Genomic DNA, 17,163 nt, shown 5'->3' with positions numbered 1-17,163 from the left:
ATTACTGATCGGCAGTCTTATCAAAACGACCCAGCACGTCGCGTTCGTACGCCAGCGCCTTTTTGCGGTCGAACTGATGTTCCCACTTGGCGATCACCAGCACCGCCAGCGCATTCCCCACCACATTCAGCGCGGTACGCGCCATATCGAGGATACGGTCAACACCGGCGATAAACGCCAGGCCTTCCAGCGGAATACCGACGCTACCAAGCGTTGCCAGCAGCACCACGAAGGAGACACCCGGTACGCCTGCGATCCCTTTCGAGGTCACCATCAGGGTCAGCACCAGGACGATCTCCTGCCACAGGGAGAGATCGATACCGTACAGCTGTGCGATGAAAATTGCCGCGATACTTTGATACAGGGTTGAGCCATCGAGGTTAAAGGAGTAGCCCGTCGGCACCACGAAACTGGTGATCGACGCCGGCGCGCCGTAGGCTTCCATCTTCTCAATAATACGCGGCAGCACGCTTTCGGAGCTGGCGGTAGAGTACGCCAGAATCAGCTCGTCTTTCAGGATGCGAATCAGGATCCAGATGCTCAAGCCGCACAGACGCGCAACCAGCCCCAGCACGACCAGCGCAAAGAACAGAATCGCGAAGTGAACCAGAATCACCAGCTTCGCCAGCGGCCACAGAGAGGCAAAGCCGAAGTTGGCAACGGTCACGGCAATCAGCGCGAACACACCCACAGGGGCGTAGCGCATCACCATGTGTGTCACTTTAAACATGGTTTCGGAGATAGAACGGAACACGGTCACCAGCGGTTCGCGGTGCGTGGCAGGCAGGGAAGAGAGGCCCAGACCAAACAGCACCGAGAAGAAGATAATCGGCAGCATTTCGCCCTTCGCCATCGACGCCACGATATTGGTCGGCACCAGCGACAGGATGGTTCCCATCAGGCCATGCGCATGGCTTTGCACGTCTGCGGTTGTGCTTTGGTATTTCGAAATATCCACCGTTGCCAGCTGCGACATATCAATCCCGGCACCCGGCTGGAACACATTCGCCAGCGTAATACCCAGAATGATAGCAACCGTAGTGATCACTTCGAAATAGATGATGGTTTTCGCACCGATACGCCCGAGCTGCTTCGCATCACCGACACCGGCAATACCGACGATAAGCGTTGAGATCACAATCGGGACGACAATCATTTTGATCAGGTGAATAAAGATATCGCCCGCCGGTGACAGCATATTCGCCACCAGCCACTCGCGGTCGTCACTGTGATAATGCAGATAACTGCCCAGCAAGATGCCCAGCACCATGGCCAGCAAAATTTGCCAGGCGAGGCTGATTTTCAAGTTTTTCATAAAAACAGACTTCCTCAATGAAGCGCCCTTCCCCCCATCACTGGCAGGAATGACACATACTGAAAGGGTATGAATTGTGTTGCGTTGGTTTATGGGGTTTTTTAACGCGCCGTATCAGTATCATTTGCATGGCCTGCTGCGCAAGCCTTAAAGAACAAGGCTTTCCACTGCAAAAAGGTCATAGGACGCTAATTTGTAATAATTCTTATAAATAACCTTTTGTTATAAAAACGGTTTTTTTCAACTAATTGTGAATAATCGACAGTGTAAATTATTTTCCTTCAAAGTTTCATTTGCTGCTTTTTTCACCTGTTCATTTATTGCGTGATCTGTCGCCCAAATAACAAACAAAGCTACCAAAGCCCCTACAATTAACGTTTTTGCGACATATTATTAACATCCTAAAAGGAGAACAAAAGCCATGAGCGAAATTCACAAACATGACATTCCCGCAAATATTGCGGACCGTTGCCTGATAAATCCGGAGCAGTACCAGCAAAAGTATCAACAATCTCTCACCGACCCTGATGCCTTCTGGGGCGAGCAGGGCAAAATCCTTGACTGGATCACCCCCTACCAGAAGGTGAAGAACACCTCCTTCGCGCCAGGCAATATCTCGATTAAATGGTACGAAGACGGCACCCTGAACCTGGCCGCGAACTGCCTGGACCGCCATCTGGCCGAGCGCGGCGATCAGACCGCCATTATCTGGGAAGGCGACGACGCCTCGCAGAGCAAACACATCACCTATAAAGAACTTCACCGCGACGTCTGCCGCTTTGCCAACGTGCTGTTAGCGCAGGGCATCAAAAAAGGCGATGTGGTTGCCATCTATATGCCCATGGTGCCGGAAGCGGCCGTGGCGATGCTCGCCTGTGCGCGCATCGGTGCCGTGCATTCGGTGATTTTCGGCGGTTTCTCGCCGGAAGCCGTCGCCGGGCGCATCATTGATTCCAGTTCAAAACTGGTGATCACCGCCGACGAAGGCGTGCGCGCCGGTCGCGGCATTCCATTGAAGAAAAACGTCGACGAAGCGCTGAAAAACCCGAACGTCAAAACCATCAGCAACGTCATCGTCCTTAAGCGCACCGGCGGCAACGTCGAGTGGAAAGAGGGGCGTGACCTGTGGTGGAGCGACCTGATTGAAAAAGCCAGCGACCAGCATCAGCCCGAAGCGATGAACGCGGAAGATCCGCTGTTTATCCTCTATACCTCCGGCTCGACCGGCAAGCCGAAAGGTGTGCTCCACACCACCGGCGGTTATCTGGTTTACGCGGCCACGACCTTTAAATATGTCTTCGACTATCACCAGGGCGATGTTTACTGGTGTACCGCCGACGTGGGCTGGGTCACCGGCCATAGCTATCTGTTGTACGGCCCGCTGGCCTGCGGTGCGACTACGCTGATGTTCGAAGGCGTTCCTAACTGGCCGACACCTGCCCGTATGTGTCAGGTGGTTGATAAGCATAAGGTCAACATTCTCTACACCGCGCCGACCGCGATCCGCGCGCTGATGGCCGAAGGCGACAAAGCCATCGAAGGCACCGACCGCTCCTCCCTGCGCATTCTTGGCTCCGTCGGCGAGCCGATTAACCCGGAAGCCTGGGAGTGGTACTGGAAGAAAATCGGTAACGAAAAATGCCCGGTGATGGATACCTGGTGGCAGACCGAAACCGGCGGCTTCATGATCACTCCGCTGCCGGGCGCAATCCCGCTGAAAGCCGGTTCCGCGACTCGTCCGTTCTTCGGCGTTCAGCCTGCGCTGGTGGATAACGAAGGTAACCCGCTCGACGGCGCAACCGAAGGCAACCTGGTGATCACCGACTCCTGGCCGGGCCAGGCGCGTACCCTGTTTGGCGATCACGATCGCTTCGAGCAGACCTACTTCTCGACCTTTAAAAACATGTATTTCAGCGGCGACGGCGCGCGCCGTGACGAAGACGGCTACTACTGGATCACCGGGCGCGTGGACGATGTCCTGAACGTCTCCGGCCACCGTCTGGGCACCGCTGAGATTGAGTCGGCGCTGGTTTCCCATCCGAAAATCGCCGAAGCGGCGGTGGTTGGGATCCCACACAACATCAAAGGCCAGGCGATTTACGCCTACGTCACCTTGAACCATGGCGAAGAGCCGACGCCTGAGCTGTACACCGAAGTGCGTAACTGGGTGCGCAAAGAGATCGGCCCACTCGCCACACCGGATGTGCTGCACTGGACCGACTCGTTGCCGAAAACCCGCTCCGGCAAGATCATGCGCCGCATTCTGCGCAAAATCGCTGCGGGCGACACCAGTAACCTCGGTGATACCTCAACGCTCGCCGATCCTGGCGTGGTGGACAAACTGCTCGAAGAGAAGCAAGCCATCGCAATGCCTTCGTAACTGAGTTTCCCCTCAACCTAACCCTCTCCCTGGCAGGGAGAGGGAATAATAAAAACGCCCTTCCCTACACCAATACTCTGGAGAGTTCTGTGATGAATACTGATATTTATCAGCAGATAGAAAATAGTGCGCATTTCAGGGAGCTCGTCGAAAAACGGCAACGGTTTGCCTTCATCCTTTCCATCATCATGCTGATTATCTACGTCGGCTTTATTCTGCTGATCGCCTTTGCCCCGCACTGGCTGGGCACGCCGCTGCACGCCGGAACCAGCGTCACGCGCGGGATCCCCATCGGCATCGGTGTGATTGTCATCTCCTTCGTGCTGACCGGCGTCTACGTCTGGCGCGCGAACGGTGAATTTGATCGTCTCAATAAAGCAGTACTGCGTGAGGTAAAAGCATCATGAAGCGAGTTCTGACGGCGCTAGCCGCCACACTGCCTTTTGCGGCGCATGCGGCCGATGCCCTGACCGGCGACGTCCAACGCCAGCCGACCAACTGGCAGGCGATTATCATGTTCCTGATTTTCGTGCTGCTGACCCTGTACATCACCTACTGGGCGTCGAAACGCGTGCGCTCGCGTAATGACTACTACACGGCGGGTGGCAACATTACCGGCTTCCAGAACGGGCTGGCGATTGCGGGCGATTTTATGTCAGCCGCATCGTTCCTCGGGATCTCCGCGCTGGTTTACACCTCCGGCTACGACGGTCTGATTTACTCTCTCGGCTTCCTCGTCGGCTGGCCGATTATTCTGTTCCTGATCGCTGAACGTCTGCGTAACCTCGGGCGTTATACCTTTGCTGACGTGGCCTCGTATCGCCTGAAGCAAGGCCCGATCCGCACCCTCTCCGCCTGCGGTTCGCTGGTGGTGGTGGCGCTGTACCTGATTGCCCAGATGGTGGGCGCGGGTAAATTGATCGAACTGCTGTTTGGCCTGAACTACCACGTCGCCGTGGTGCTGGTCGGCGTGCTGATGGTGATGTACGTTCTGTTCGGCGGGATGCTCGCCACCACCTGGGTGCAGATCATCAAAGCCGTGCTGCTGCTGTTCGGCGCAAGTTTCATGGCCTTTATGGTGATGAAACACGTCGGCTTTAGCTTCAACAACCTGTTCACCGAAGCAATGGCGGTTCACCCGAAAGGGGAAGCGATCATGAGCCCAGGGGGGCTGGTGAAAGACCCGATATCCGCGCTGTCCCTCGGTCTCGGTCTGATGTTTGGTACGGCCGGTCTGCCGCACATCCTGATGCGCTTCTTTACCGTCAGCGACGCACGAGAAGCGCGTAAAAGCGTCTTCTATGCCACCGGTTTTATGGGCTATTTCTACATCCTGACCTTTATCATCGGCTTTGGTGCGATCATGCTGGTTGGGGCGAATCCGGCGTTTAAAGATGCGGCGGGGCAGCTGATTGGCGGCAATAACATGGCGGCGGTACATCTGGCCGATGCCGTGGGCGGCAACCTGTTCCTCGGCTTTATCTCCGCCGTGGCGTTCGCCACGATTCTGGCGGTGGTTGCTGGCCTGACACTGGCAGGCGCATCGGCGGTCTCTCATGATCTCTATGCGAACGTGTGGCGTAAAGGGGCAACGGAGCGTCAGGAGCTGAAAGTCTCTAAAATCACCGTGCTGATCCTGGGCGTGGTGGCGATTCTGCTGGGCATTCTGTTCGAGAAACAGAACATCGCCTTCATGGTCGGCCTGGCGTTCTCGATTGCCGCAAGCTGCAACTTCCCGATCATTCTGCTCTCCATGTACTGGTCAAAACTGACCACCCGTGGCGCGATGATTGGCGGCTGGCTGGGCCTGCTGACGGCGGTGATTCTGATGATCCTCGGCCCAACTATTTGGGTGCAGATCCTCGGTCACGAAAAAGCCATCTTCCCGTACGAATACCCGGCGCTGTTCTCCATTGCCGTGGCGTTTATCGGAATTTGGTTCTTCTCGGCCACCGATAATTCACCGGAAGGAAATCTGGAACGCGACAAATTCCGCGCCCAGTTTATTCGTTCACAAACGGGTCTTGGGATCGATCAGGGCCGCGCGCATTAAGTGCTAACTCTCCCCGGTCACGCTGGCCGGGGAGTCTTCAGAACATCACCCACGCCACCAGCGGGGCAACCAGCACCATCACCACACCGGACAGCATCATCACCAGGCTGGCGACCACGCCCTCCTGCTGACCCATCTCATAAGAACGCGCCGTCCCCGCACCGTGCGACGCCGCGCCAAACCCGGCACCTTTAGCCATCCCTTCGCGGATCGACAGACGTAAAAACAGCATATCGCCCACCGCCATCCCAAACACGCCGGTTACGACCACAAACAGCGCCACCAGATCCGGCTGGCCGCCGAGAGGTTTCGCCGCCGCAAGCGCAAAGGGCGTGGTGACGGAACGCACCGCCAGACTGCGCTGGATCTCATCCGACAGCGTGAACAAGCGTGCCAGCCACACAGAGCTGGTTACTGCGACGACCGTTGCCGTCACAACACCTGCCGTCAGGGACATCCAGTGGCGTCGGATCACCGCCAGATTGTCATAAACCGGCACGGCAAAGGCGATAGTCGCCGGGCCGAGCAGCCACAGTAGCCAGTGGGATTCACCGATGTAGTTTTGCCAGGAGATGTGGCCGAAGATCAGCATCAGCACCAGTAACAACGGGGTAAAGACCAGCGGCATCAGCGGCAGGGCGTGAAAGCGGCGATAGAGGCGTTTGTTGGCAAAATAGATCACCAGCGTGACCACCAGGCACAGCACGCTGATGTGAAAGTTAGTCATGCTTCTGCCTGCTGATCTCATAGCGATAGACTTTATCCACCACCCATCCCGTTGCGCCGAGCACCATCAGCGTGCTCAGGGCGATGACGGCGAAAATCCGCCAGCCGTCGACCATCAGCAGTTGCGCATAGTTCACCACCGCCACCACCGCCGGAACAAAGAACAGCAGCATTTCCGCCAGCAGCCAGCGAGAACCCGCGCGAATCCAGTTCAGGGGGATGATGCGGCACAGAATGAGCGTCAGCATCAGTACCATTCCCACCAGATTGGCGGGCAGCGGCAGGTGCAGCCAGGTAACGAGATATTCAGCGAAAACAAACAGCGCGGCATAAAGCAGTACCTGAACCGGTACCTGGAGCCGTTGCACAACAGCAGGCGTAACACGACCTAACGCCACGGCCATGGGGGAATTCCTCAGAAATGAGACGAGGCGCCAGTATAGTGACCACACGGAGTGGACAGAAATGAATTAAAATCATCAAAGGTATAGTTTCGAGGAATAATCATGGACATAAGAACGCTGCGCTATTTTGTCGAAGTGGTTCGCCAGCAGAGTTTTACCCGCGCAGCGGAGAAGTTATTTGTCACCCAGCCCACCATCAGCAAAATGCTGAAAAATCTCGAAGATGAACTGAACTGTACCCTGCTGATTCGCGATGGCCGTAAGCTGTTGCTGACAGACACCGGGCGCGTCGTGTTTGAGCGCGGTCTGGCGATTCTGGCCGAGTTCCGCCAGCTGGAAGCCGAGCTTGGCGATATTAACCACCTGAACAAGGGCCTGCTGCGCTTAGGCATTCCGCCGATGGTTGGCATGATGATGGCCGGACCGATCAGCCTCTATCGCCAGCGCTATCCCGGCGTCGAGCTGAAGATTTCCGAGTTCGGCGGGCTGACCGTCCAGCAGGCGGTAATGAACGGCGAACTGGATCTGGCGATGACGGCCCTGCCCGTCGAAGAGGACAGCGGCCTGGCGACGCTGCCGCTGTTCAGTCATCCCCTGTGCGTGCTGGTCCCGCGCTCCGGCGACTGGCTGCAGATCGATACGGTAAAACCCGAGCTGCTGGCAGAGCATCCTCTGCTGATTTACAACGAGGATTTCGCCCTGAGCCGCCAGCTGATGCAGCTTTTCCATCAGCATGACGTCAAACCGCGTATCGCCGTGCGCAGCGGTCAGTGGGATTTTCTTGCCGCCATGGTGCAGGCGGGCGTCGGGATTGCGATTTTGCCGCAGCCGATTTGCGAGCGCCTGGATAAGAACACGCTGCGCTGGATACCGCTTGAGAGCGATCTGCACTGGCAGCTGGGGATGATTTGGCGCGAAGGGGTGTATTTGTCGCACAGCGCCCAGGCGTGGCTGACGTGCTGCGAAGGTTTTTGGGTCGCAGCGGAGTAAGTCCTGCGGCGGGTGTTCCCCCTCCCCCGAAGGGGAGAGGGAATGGATGCCGCCATCAGGCCGCGCGCCCTACTGTTCTATCAACAAGGCTTCCAGCAAATCCAGATCGTGCAGCAGTTTTTGCAGCGTCTCATTGCTGATCTGGCGCGTAGCACGCAGGTGGTAAAGTTCGGCTCGCTCTGAACGCAGCGCGGCCAGACGGAAGCGGCGCTCCAGATTCTCTTCCTGCATCGAACTTTCTACGTCGTTACGCCCATCGGCGCGGCGGCGCAGGTTACCAATCACCCGCGAACTCACCTCTTTCAGCAGTTGATTATCAATGTTCTCTTCCGCATCGGACGCCAGACGCTCTTCCATCTTCTCAATCGCCACAATCGCCACTTCGGCGGTCGCCGCGCGCGCGATACGCTCCTCTTTATGCTGCTGGGAGTGGTCGGCCACCTCCAGGTGTTGCAGCAGAATCGGCAGCATCACCACGCCGATAAACAGCGAGAACAGGATCACGCCAGCCGCCAGGAACACCAGTTCGTAGCGCGCCGGGAAGACGTTGCCATCCGGCAGCAGCAGGGGAATCGAGAGCACACCGGCGAGGGTAATCGCCCCGCGAACGCCCGCAAACGAGGCAATCAGCAGCTCGCGCGTGGTCCAGGAGCCAAACTCCATCGGCTTCTTGTGCAGAAAACGCAGGCTGAATTTTTTCATCGTCCACAGCCAGCCGAAACGCACCAGCATCAGCGCCAGGTAAATCAGCACGATATCGGTAAACAACATCCAGGTTTCCACGTTCGGATCGGCTTCTGCCGCCACCAGCGAGGACTCCAGAATGCCCGGCAGCTGCAGGCCCAACAGGAGGAACACCATGCCGTTAAAGACAAACTCCAGCATCGCCCAGGTGCTGTTGGCGCGCAGACGCATCGCCAGCGGTGCGCGGCGCATCACGCCCGCACGGGTGATGGTCATCCCCGCCGCGACGGCTGCCAGGATGCCCGATACGCCGATATGTTCGGCAATCAGGTAAGAGGCAAACGGCAGCAGGAACAGCAGGACGATCTGCGTGGCGGGTTCGTCACCGCCCCAGCGGCTGAGGAACCCGAGCGAGCGACCGTACAGCCAGCTCACCACAAACCCGGCCAGGATGCCGCCAATCGCCACCTTGAAGAATTCAACGGTCGCGCCACCGATGGTAAAAATCATGGTTCCCATCGCCACTGCGACGGCAAATTTCAGTGCTACCAGACCGGAGGCGTCGTTCATCAGCGCTTCGCCCTGCAGGATGCCCATGATTTTCTTCGGTATCCGGCCTTCGCCGACGATACCGGAAAGGGCCACGGCATCCGTTGGCGACAGGACGGCGGCGAGTGCAAAGGCCGGTATCAGCGGAATGCCCGGAACGATCCAGTAAATCAGGAACCCTATCCCGACAACCGTGACGACGACCAGCGCCAGCGCCAGACCAAATATCTCTCTCCCGTGTTCAAGAAATTCACGCGTCGGCGTTTTCCAGCCGTCGGCAAACAGCAGCGGCGGAATGAACAGCACGAGGAACAGCTCGGGGTCGAACTCAACGTGCAGGCCAAACGTCGGCCACGCCAGCAGCGCACCAATGGCGATTTGCATCAGCGGGAGGGGTAACTGGAAGGGTAGTACGCGGGTAACTACCCCGGAAAGTGAGACCACAAGGGTCATGATGAGTATTGTGAAGAAGATTTCCATGCGTTCCCTGTTTGCGTGTTTCTTATTGTGTATGCCCTAAATAAGTCGAGTTGAAAGAAGGTGGCAGTAAGTGCATCTCCATGAGCTTACTCAAGTAAGTGATGAGGGAGAATGACCGCAACCAACGCACGTGCAACTTGACGTATGACAGGCATAAGCATGAAGCGTCGTGCTTCTATTCTACCGCTTCCAGAGTAACGCAAAAGACAACGAAATGGGTCTGAAAATGAAAACGGGCGGCCTAAGCCACCCGTTTTAAGGCGTCGGACAGGCTTAAATCGCCCAGCCGCCCGCATAGAATGCCACCAGCGCAATGGCAATCACCACGGTGCCGATGTTCAGCTTGCGCCACTCACCGGAGACCAGACGACCAATCACCAGCGAGGCGAAACCGATCATGATGCCGGTCACGATGTTACAGGTCAGCACGATAAACACGGCGGTAATCAGGCCGGACATCGCGTCGACGAAATCCGCGAAATCAATTTTCGCCACGTTGCTCAGCATCAGCAGACCCACGTACATCAGCGCAGGTGCGGTCGCGTAGGCCGGAACCAGATAAGAGAGCGGAGAGAGGAACAGGATCAGCAGGAACAGCACGCCCACGGTGATCGCCGTCAGACCGGTTTTACCACCTGCCGCCGTGCCCGCTGCGGACTCGATGTACACCGCCGCCGGTGCCGCACCGACCAGGCCGGAGAAGACACTGCTCAGGGAGTCGGTGGTCAGCGCTTTGCCGCCATCAATAATCTGCCCGTCTTTATCCAGCAGGTTCGCTTGGCCCGCGACAGCGCGGATGGTGCCGGTGGCATCAAACACCGCGGTCATCACCAGCGCCAGCACGCTTGGCAGAACAATCGGGTTCAGGGCGCCGACGATATCCAGGCTACCAATCAGGGAGTTACCCTGGTCGTCGCTCAGAGACGGCATGGCGAAAACGCCGGAGAAGTGAACGGTCGGATCGAAAATCAAACCGACAATCGAAACACCGATGATGGTCAGCAGAATACCGCCCGGCACCTTCAGTTTTTCCAGGCCGATAATCACCGCCAGACCAATCAGAGACATAATCACCGGGAAGCTGGCGAAATGGCCCATGGTCACTGGCAGGCCGTCCAGTGGGTTTTTGATTACCAGACCAACGCCGTTCGCTGCAATCAGCAGCAGGAACAGGCCGATACCGATACCGGTGCCGTGCGCCACGCCCTGCGGCAGGTTGCGCAAGATCCAGCTACGAATCCCGGTGGCGGAGATGAGGGTGAACAACACACCCATCAGGAATACCGCACCCAGCGCGACCGGCACGCTGATGTGCTGACCCAGCACCAGGCTAAACGCGGTAAAGGCGGTCAGCGAGATCGCACAGCCAATCGCCAGCGGCAGGTTTGCCCACAGGCCCATGACGATGGAGCCGACGCCCGCAACCAGACAGGTGGCAACGAAAACGGCCGCCGGCGGGAAGCCGGCTTTACCCAGCATGCCAGGCACCACGATGACGGAGTAAACCATCGCCAGAAACGTCGTCAGACCTGCAACAACTTCCTGACGCACGGTGCTGCCGCGAGCAGAAATTTTAAACAAGGCGTCGAGTGAACCGCCGGTACGCGCTGATGGCGTAGACATAGAAAACATCCCCTGAGAAATTTTTATCATTCGCCTGTCAGCGTGGTGGACAACTCCACTGCCAGCGAAACGTCAAATCCTTGTGCTGCGTTTGCGACGAAAAGGGGCCGTCACAAAAAAAGCAAACGTTTAGCTCCGCGCTGACAAAACGGGTGGTGAATTGAAGGCAAACGATTATCTAGCGTAATCCACGCCCTTTTCAACTGAACTTTATCGTTTTTCGCTAAAATTCCCTTATGACGCTGAAGAAATAACCAGAGGATGCGCAAACGTTATCGTGAATGCGCAATTTGATAACAATCTGTCACCCGCCAGGGATCTCAAAAGGCCCACCCTGCTGAATGGCGCGTTGCCAGGCAGGACGCATTTCCACTCTTTTTTTCCACGCCTGGGTGTGCGGAAGATTGTCGATCCCACCGCGTGCCAGCAGTGCGAAGATCGGATAGGTCATCTGGATATCGGCCATGCTCAGCTGCTCACCGGCAAACCAGGGGTTTTCGCTGAGATGGGATTCGATGTAGCGCGCGTGGGTTTCGAGCTGCGGATTGAGCCAGGCTTTTTGCACGCCCCCACCCAGCACTTTGCCAAGCGAGCGCATACCAAACGGAATCGGCGGCTTATCGAGGCTGGCAAACACCAGCTTCATCAGCAGGAGCGGCATCAGGGAACCTTCCGCATAGTGCAGCCAGAAGCGGTACTGATTTTTGTCCACCGCGCCCTCAGGCTTGAGCTGCGACTGGGTGTCATAGGTCTCCTGCAGATATTCCAGAATGGCGCCGGACTCTGCGAGGATCAGGCCGTTATCCTCGATCACCGGCGATTTCCCCAGGGGATGCACTTTTTTGAGCGACGGGGGCGCCATCATCGTCTTTTCACGCTGGTAGCGGACAATCTGATACGGCACAGATAGCTCTTCAAGCGCCCAGATGACGCGCTGGGAGCGGGACTGGTTCAGGTGGTGGAGCGTGAGCATGGTTTTCTCCTGTGATTCATACAAACTAACTATAGAAAATTGCACAACATGGCGAAAAAGTTTTGGCGAGATTCTGACCAAAGCCACTGGCGAACAACCGGGTTTTGCATACAATTAAAGTGTCAACACAAACCGGAACCTCCCCAACGTGCTCGACATGAGGGGTGTTGATGTCGGGGGAAACCCTCCCGTGTACCAACGGGATAGAGAGAAAGACAAAGACCGGGAATAAACTAAAGCGCCTTAGTCTGGCGCTTTAGTTTTTTCTGCGTTGGGTGGCTACTACATTTTAGTCCGTCCACAGGATTATGCGTTATTTGTTGGCCGGATACGCACTGCGCCATCCGGCACTCAAACCCTGCGAATTCAATCTTCTTCCAGCAGCCGCGCGCCGGTCCCCTGCGCCCCCAGCGTATCCCCCGGATTTCGCAGCGGGCAATCGCTGCGCGACAGGCACCCGCAGCCGATACACCCGTCCAGTTCATCGCGCAACGCCACCAGCGTATGAATGCGCCGATCCAGCTCCTCACGCCACTGGGAGGATAGTTGCTTCCACTCTTTCGTACTCAGGGAGTGCCCCTCCGGCAGCACGCCAAACGCATCGCCAATGGTCGCCAGCGGAATGCCGATCCGTTGCGCAATTTTGATAATCGCCACGTAGCGCAACACATCGCGGGTGTAGCGGCGCTGATTGCCCCCGTTGCGGATACTTTTAATTAAGCCTTTGCTTTCATAGAAATGCAGCGCTGAGACCGCCACCCCGCTACGCTTTGCGACTTCCCCCGGCGTCAGCAGCGCCTTAATTCTGGGTAATCTCTTTTCCATAAAACCTCTTTACCTAAAGTTAACTTGAGGAATTATACTCCCCCGCAGAGAAAACGACGAATCAACAGAGAAAGTTGTATCTAAAGAGGGGCAACCTTATGTCGCATCAGCAAATTATTCAGACATTGATTGAATGGATTGATGAACATATCGACCAACCGTTAAATATTGACGCTGTCGCTAAAAAGTCGGGCTATTCGAAGTGGTATCTGCAGCGGATGTTCCGCACCGTTATGCATCAGACTCTGGGGGATTACATCCGTCAGCGTCGGTTACTGCTGGCGGCACAGGCTCTGCGCACGACCAAGCGTCCGATTTTTGATATTGCGATGGATTTGGGATATGTGTCGCAGCAGACATTCTCCAGGGTGTTTCGTCGCGAATTCGACCGCACACCGAGCGACTACCGCCACCAGCTGAATTAACTCGTGCGCGGGATCAGCACGCCGACAGGCTGTTGCTGCCAGGTCATAAATTCCTGCGGCGGCATCGCCTTCGCAAAGTGCCAGCCCTGACAATATTGCACGCCGCGCTTGAGCAGCCAGGTCACCTGCTCCGCCGTTTCCACCCCTTCCGCAATGGTTTTCAGCCGCAGACTCTGGGCCATCTCAATGATGTGCTCCGCAATCAGGTGGCTGGTGCTATTGGTGGTCAGGGTATCGATAAACGACTTATCGATTTTCAGGATATCGACGTTGAGCGAATAGAGGTTATGCAGGTTCGAATACCCGGTGCCAAAATCATCGATCGCCACCTCATAACCCGCCTGCCGAAACGCCTGAATCACCGGCGTGGTTTTCGGCACATCAATAAACCCGCGCTCCGTTACCTCAATTTTAATCTGCTGCGCCCGTACCGAGTAATGACGTGCTTTATCCGAGATCAGGGCAATCAGGCGCGACGAGTGGAAATCCGACGCCGACAGGTTAATCGAAATATAGAGGTGCGGATTGTTGCCGAGGAAATCACCGAGATCGTTAAACACCTCTTCGACGACATAATCGGTAATGCGCTCAATCATCCCCTCTTTTTCCGCCAGCGGAATAAACTCTGCCGGGCTCATCACCGGGCCATTAAACCCCGGCCAGCGCAGCAGCGCTTCGGCGCCGACGCAGCGGTTATTTTTAATATCAATGATCGGCTGATAATGAACGCACAGCTGGCGCTTATTGAGCGCGCGGTGCAATAACCGACCTGGCGAATTAAATTCACGGTGCGTGCGCGACCAGACCAGCAAAATAATAATGCTGCAAATCATCCCCAGCGGCAGGGTCAATGTGGCCTGGTGATAAAGAATTTCATAAAAACGGGTATTGGATGTTGAGACGATCGCGGCAATAGGCCGCTTCGCTGAGCTGACGATGGTGTAAAAACGATCGTCTTTTTGAAATGGCGCGCTCACATTTCCGACGAGCGTGTGTAATAAAGAAATATTGGCCCGTGGGCTAACGGAAAAGAAGGCATTGGTCACCGTATCAAATACGCCCCACGCCAGAGAGTGATCTGTCGACATCACTTCACTGTATGAGAGCGGATTGACCACGACGACATAATTCCCGCGCTGCATATACGTCATTTTATAACCAGCAAAAAAGGGCGTATCGCGGAAATAATAGATAGAGACGTCAGGTTTTCGTTTGTAATTGGCGTCAGGTATCAGATACGGCTTATCGGGAGTCATTACCGTGGAGCAGAGAAACTGCTGGCCTTCGGCATAAATTAAATCGGACACATACAGACGGCCACGCACAACGTTCAACATATATTGCCGATGGGTGGGGGAACAAATCTCGCCCTGATATTTTTCGGCGGCGTCGCGGGCTAAATCAACCTGTTCAATTACCAGTTCAGTTTTATCTAAAGCGAGTTGCGCAAAGGAGCGTAGCTGACTGCTTGTTTCGGTGACGGCTCTTAGCTGGGCAAACCATAGCGCCAGCATCACCGGTAGCAAAACTACCATGATGATCCCGACTACCCTCAGCACCTTGCGCCGTGCGCTACGATTCATTTCCGCCCTATATCCCTGCAATATGTGTGCCTGTAGTAATGAAGGCCGGATGCTTTGATAAACAGGTGATTACGTTGCATGAATCATGCGAAGTTAGCAACTGACTTTTATCATCAGAAACCCAATATTTGGTTATGACGATATTATTTGTCCGTAAGCCAAACTTAAAGAATGCGTGCCGTTTTTATTAAGGAAAATAAATATCAAGACTTAACGGTGAGTTTTAAGATAACACAACAGAGGATCATTGATTAAGCCAAACTCACGACAGCATGAAAAAAGCTCAGCGTGATCATGAATTTTCAGACTTATTGGATACGGCTTACCCCGATATTGATTTATAAATAATCAATGGCAATCACCGTTTTTCCTCTGCCGCTTCGTTTTGCATCATATAAAGCTTTGTCGGCGCGGGTAAGCAGCGACGAGGTATCGCGCTGTCCACGTCCGACCTCCACCACTCCGGCGCTGAAGGTGAGCAGCAGTGATTTATCGCCCACCCACATCGGCCGCTCCAGCAGCGCTGCACGCATCTTTGTCGAGAGGGCTATAGCCACTTCACAATCCGCCTCTGAGAGTAGAAGTAAAAACTCTTCTCCGCCAACCCGCCCCAGCGCGGAATGTTCAGGGCTTAACTCGCGCAGGCGATCGCAGAAGTGGATCAGTGCGGCATCACCCACCTGATGGCCCCACTCGTCGTTGATCTGCTTGAAATAATCCAGGTCAAACATCAGCACGCAGAAAGGGCTATCGTGCGATTGATTGCGCTCAAGAGCGCTCTGCAGCGCCTGTAAAATCGCCGAACGATTCAAGCAGCCGGTCAGGTCGTCGGTGGTGGCTTTCAGCGCCAACTGCTGCTCGGCTTTTTTACGCTCGGTGATATCCAGACCAATATTCAGAATAGAGCCGTCCGGCAGCAGAATGTTCGACCACAGAATGGTGAGTTCCTCCCCGTCTTTACGGATCGGATGCCACTCGTACATATCTTTCAGAGGCGACACATGGACCGATTCGCGGACCCGCTGCCGCACTTCCGGATCGGGATAAAAGAGCGCCAGCGGATCGGGATACATATTGATCTCCGCCATCGTCCAGCCAAATATCTTTTCACACTCCATATTCCACAGTACGCAGCGATTACGCCGATCAAAAGAGTTCATTAATACCGGCGCGCGTTCAAATAACGTTTTATATTGCGTCACCACCTGCTGCATCTCTTTTGCCGTTCGCTCGCGAGAAATCATATCGGCAAAATAATCTTTTAATTTCTCGACCAGCACGACCACCACATTTTTCAGCGTCGGTAATGCACACAATCGTTGCGAAAAACCCAGGAAGAAATAGCCGTTGCAGCTGCCATCCCGGGAAGAGAGTTTGCATAACACGCCGCTTTGTAATTGCACATAACCCGGATGCTGGGCGTTAAAAAGCGAGCGACCAATATTTTCTTTCCAGTAAATGGCGCGCCACGAGCGGTGATGACGCTTCATCAGCGTGCTGGCAAGAAAATCGGTCACTTCAAAAGAGTGGCAGGTGACATCACCCGCGCAAACCACGCGCGGCAAGCCGCTATCATCATCCACACTCACCCACGCCAGCGCCGAACCCAGCGAGCGGTTGATCGTTTCCAGCATCTCAGTCAGCGAACACTGGGACGTTAACAGCGGCATCAATTTTGCTAAAGCATGCAAAGCCTGCATGCTGTCGTTAACAATTTCGCGGCATGTCTCTTTCATCATGTTTATTCGCAGGTCGTTGAAACTTAGAAAACAGGCGCAACGAATAACTCAGGATTCGAATAATCTCATTGAGAGCTTTTATTCCAGGCAACGCATAAATATGTGAAAAATTGCATGTGTGTGTGAATAATAAGTGACACCAGAGAATAAAAAGCAATGAATTCAGTAACCTGAATTATTAATTGTGTATATTTTATTGTCCGTTCAAGCATAAGCCATAGGTCTAATACTGTAAATATTGTACAGACCCCTCCTGGCTGTAGAGACTTTTGTATCTCAATGAATTCGTTATAAAGACGTACATGAAATCACGATTAGTCTGCAAAGATATATTTTGCTTACCCCTTCTTTTACTGAGAAGGGTTAAAAAGCGCACATTTTTGCCGCAACGAGACTGGCGAATAAAAGAACAAA

Annotated in this window: 14 protein-coding genes; 5 read left to right on the top strand and 9 right to left on the bottom strand. The window is 55.0% G+C overall.

What is annotated here, in order from left to right:
* Position 1 precedes the first annotated feature (1 nt).
* Positions 2 to 1,315, bottom strand: a complete 1,314-nt coding sequence (gene gltP / locus C0560_RS01960) for a glutamate/aspartate:proton symporter GltP (protein WP_100777981.1) — start codon at positions 1,313 to 1,315, stop codon at positions 2 to 4.
* A gap of 421 nt (positions 1,316 to 1,736) precedes the next feature.
* Between gltP and acs the strand changes: the two genes are divergently transcribed.
* The 3 genes from acs to actP all read left to right on the top strand — a co-directional run bounded on the left by acs (position 1,737) and on the right by actP (position 5,748).
* Positions 1,737 to 3,695 carry an acetate--CoA ligase gene (gene acs / locus C0560_RS01955; RefSeq protein WP_100777982.1) on the top strand — a complete coding sequence of 653 codons (1,959 nt, stop codon included), beginning with the start codon at positions 1,737 to 1,739 and terminating at the stop codon, positions 3,693 to 3,695.
* 92 nt (positions 3,696 to 3,787) lie between these two features.
* Positions 3,788 to 4,102 (top strand): DUF485 domain-containing protein, encoded by a 315-nt coding sequence (locus tag C0560_RS01950; protein ID WP_100777983.1) that lies wholly within the window; start codon positions 3,788 to 3,790, stop codon positions 4,100 to 4,102.
* Positions 4,099 to 5,748 (top strand): cation/acetate symporter ActP, encoded by a 1,650-nt coding sequence (actP, locus tag C0560_RS01945; protein WP_100777984.1) that lies wholly within the window; start codon positions 4,099 to 4,101, stop codon positions 5,746 to 5,748. The genes C0560_RS01950 and actP overlap by 4 nt, the downstream gene beginning before the upstream one ends.
* A gap of 37 nt (positions 5,749 to 5,785) precedes the next feature.
* Here the strand turns inward: actP and C0560_RS01940 are convergent, their stop codons facing one another.
* Entirely contained in the window at positions 5,786 to 6,475 is a 690-nt protein-coding gene (locus tag C0560_RS01940) for an LrgB family protein (RefSeq protein ID WP_100777985.1), read from the bottom strand.
* Positions 6,468 to 6,878: a CidA/LrgA family protein gene (locus tag C0560_RS01935; RefSeq protein ID WP_100777986.1), complete on the bottom strand. Its 411-nt coding sequence runs from the start codon at positions 6,876 to 6,878 to the stop codon at positions 6,468 to 6,470. The genes C0560_RS01940 and C0560_RS01935 overlap by 8 nt, the downstream gene beginning before the upstream one ends.
* Positions 6,879 to 6,980: 102 nt before the next feature.
* On the opposite strand from C0560_RS01935, the gene C0560_RS01930 reads away from it, so the two are divergent.
* Positions 6,981 to 7,868, top strand: coding sequence for a LysR family transcriptional regulator (locus C0560_RS01930; RefSeq protein ID WP_100777987.1), 888 nt, complete (start codon positions 6,981 to 6,983; stop codon positions 7,866 to 7,868).
* A gap of 69 nt (positions 7,869 to 7,937) precedes the next feature.
* Here the strand turns inward: C0560_RS01930 and C0560_RS01925 are convergent, their stop codons facing one another.
* The 4 genes from C0560_RS01925 to soxR form a co-directional block, all read right to left on the bottom strand.
* Positions 7,938 to 9,581: a Na+/H+ antiporter gene (locus C0560_RS01925; RefSeq protein WP_231276214.1), complete on the bottom strand. Its 1,644-nt coding sequence runs from the start codon at positions 9,579 to 9,581 to the stop codon at positions 7,938 to 7,940.
* Between the two features lie 273 nt (positions 9,582 to 9,854).
* Positions 9,855 to 11,204: a guanine/hypoxanthine transporter GhxP gene (gene ghxP, locus C0560_RS01920; RefSeq protein ID WP_123429898.1), complete on the bottom strand. Its 1,350-nt coding sequence runs from the start codon at positions 11,202 to 11,204 to the stop codon at positions 9,855 to 9,857.
* A gap of 304 nt (positions 11,205 to 11,508) precedes the next feature.
* Positions 11,509 to 12,177 (bottom strand): glutathione S-transferase family protein, encoded by a 669-nt coding sequence (locus C0560_RS01915; protein WP_248859506.1) that lies wholly within the window; start codon positions 12,175 to 12,177, stop codon positions 11,509 to 11,511.
* Positions 12,178 to 12,543: 366 nt separating this feature from the next.
* Complete coding sequence (soxR, locus tag C0560_RS01910; RefSeq protein ID WP_100777991.1) at positions 12,544 to 13,002, bottom strand: redox-sensitive transcriptional activator SoxR; 459 nt, start codon at positions 13,000 to 13,002, stop codon at positions 12,544 to 12,546.
* Between the two features lie 98 nt (positions 13,003 to 13,100).
* On the opposite strand from soxR, the gene soxS reads away from it, so the two are divergent.
* Positions 13,101 to 13,427 carry a superoxide response transcriptional regulator SoxS gene (soxS, locus tag C0560_RS01905; protein ID WP_100777992.1) on the top strand — a complete coding sequence of 109 codons (327 nt, stop codon included), beginning with the start codon at positions 13,101 to 13,103 and terminating at the stop codon, positions 13,425 to 13,427.
* Here soxS and C0560_RS01900 read toward each other — a convergent pair.
* Positions 13,424 to 15,010, bottom strand: a complete 1,587-nt coding sequence (locus C0560_RS01900; RefSeq protein ID WP_100777993.1) for an EAL domain-containing protein — start codon at positions 15,008 to 15,010, stop codon at positions 13,424 to 13,426. The two genes, soxS and C0560_RS01900, sit on opposite strands and share 4 nt — an antisense overlap.
* A 338-nt stretch (positions 15,011 to 15,348) precedes the next feature.
* Positions 15,349 to 16,746: a sensor domain-containing diguanylate cyclase gene (locus C0560_RS01895; protein WP_123429896.1), complete on the bottom strand. Its 1,398-nt coding sequence runs from the start codon at positions 16,744 to 16,746 to the stop codon at positions 15,349 to 15,351.
* Positions 16,747 to 17,163 lie beyond the last annotated feature (417 nt).

Origin of the sequence: Lelliottia sp. AC1, assembly GCF_023278595.1 — a bacterium.
GTDB lineage: Bacteria > Pseudomonadota > Gammaproteobacteria > Enterobacterales > Enterobacteriaceae > Enterobacter > Enterobacter nimipressuralis.
Note: the sequence above shows the minus strand (reverse complement) of the source record. Positions and strands in the feature narration are given on the sequence as shown.

What these genes read in the sequence shown, in the direction of transcription:
- gltP (WP_100777981.1), bottom strand. Translation starts at nt 1,315, where the DNA reads ATGAAAAACTTGAAAATCAGCCTCGCCTGGCAAATTTTGCTGGCCATG.
- acs (WP_100777982.1), top strand. Translation starts at nt 1,737, where the DNA reads ATGAGCGAAATTCACAAACATGACATTCCCGCAAATATTGCGGACCGT.
- C0560_RS01950 (WP_100777983.1), top strand. Translation starts at nt 3,788, where the DNA reads ATGAATACTGATATTTATCAGCAGATAGAAAATAGTGCGCATTTCAGG.
- actP (WP_100777984.1), top strand. Translation starts at nt 4,099, where the DNA reads ATGAAGCGAGTTCTGACGGCGCTAGCCGCCACACTGCCTTTTGCGGCG.
- C0560_RS01940 (WP_100777985.1), bottom strand. Translation starts at nt 6,475, where the DNA reads ATGACTAACTTTCACATCAGCGTGCTGTGCCTGGTGGTCACGCTGGTG.
- C0560_RS01935 (WP_100777986.1), bottom strand. Translation starts at nt 6,878, where the DNA reads ATGGCCGTGGCGTTAGGTCGTGTTACGCCTGCTGTTGTGCAACGGCTC.
- C0560_RS01930 (WP_100777987.1), top strand. Translation starts at nt 6,981, where the DNA reads ATGGACATAAGAACGCTGCGCTATTTTGTCGAAGTGGTTCGCCAGCAG.
- C0560_RS01925 (WP_231276214.1), bottom strand. Translation starts at nt 9,581, where the DNA reads ATGGAAATCTTCTTCACAATACTCATCATGACCCTTGTGGTCTCACTT.
- ghxP (WP_123429898.1), bottom strand. Translation starts at nt 11,204, where the DNA reads ATGTCTACGCCATCAGCGCGTACCGGCGGTTCACTCGACGCCTTGTTT.
- C0560_RS01915 (WP_248859506.1), bottom strand. Translation starts at nt 12,177, where the DNA reads ATGCTCACGCTCCACCACCTGAACCAGTCCCGCTCCCAGCGCGTCATC.
- soxR (WP_100777991.1), bottom strand. Translation starts at nt 13,002, where the DNA reads ATGGAAAAGAGATTACCCAGAATTAAGGCGCTGCTGACGCCGGGGGAA.
- soxS (WP_100777992.1), top strand. Translation starts at nt 13,101, where the DNA reads ATGTCGCATCAGCAAATTATTCAGACATTGATTGAATGGATTGATGAA.
- C0560_RS01900 (WP_100777993.1), bottom strand. Translation starts at nt 15,010, where the DNA reads ATGAATCGTAGCGCACGGCGCAAGGTGCTGAGGGTAGTCGGGATCATC.
- C0560_RS01895 (WP_123429896.1), bottom strand. Translation starts at nt 16,746, where the DNA reads ATGAAAGAGACATGCCGCGAAATTGTTAACGACAGCATGCAGGCTTTG.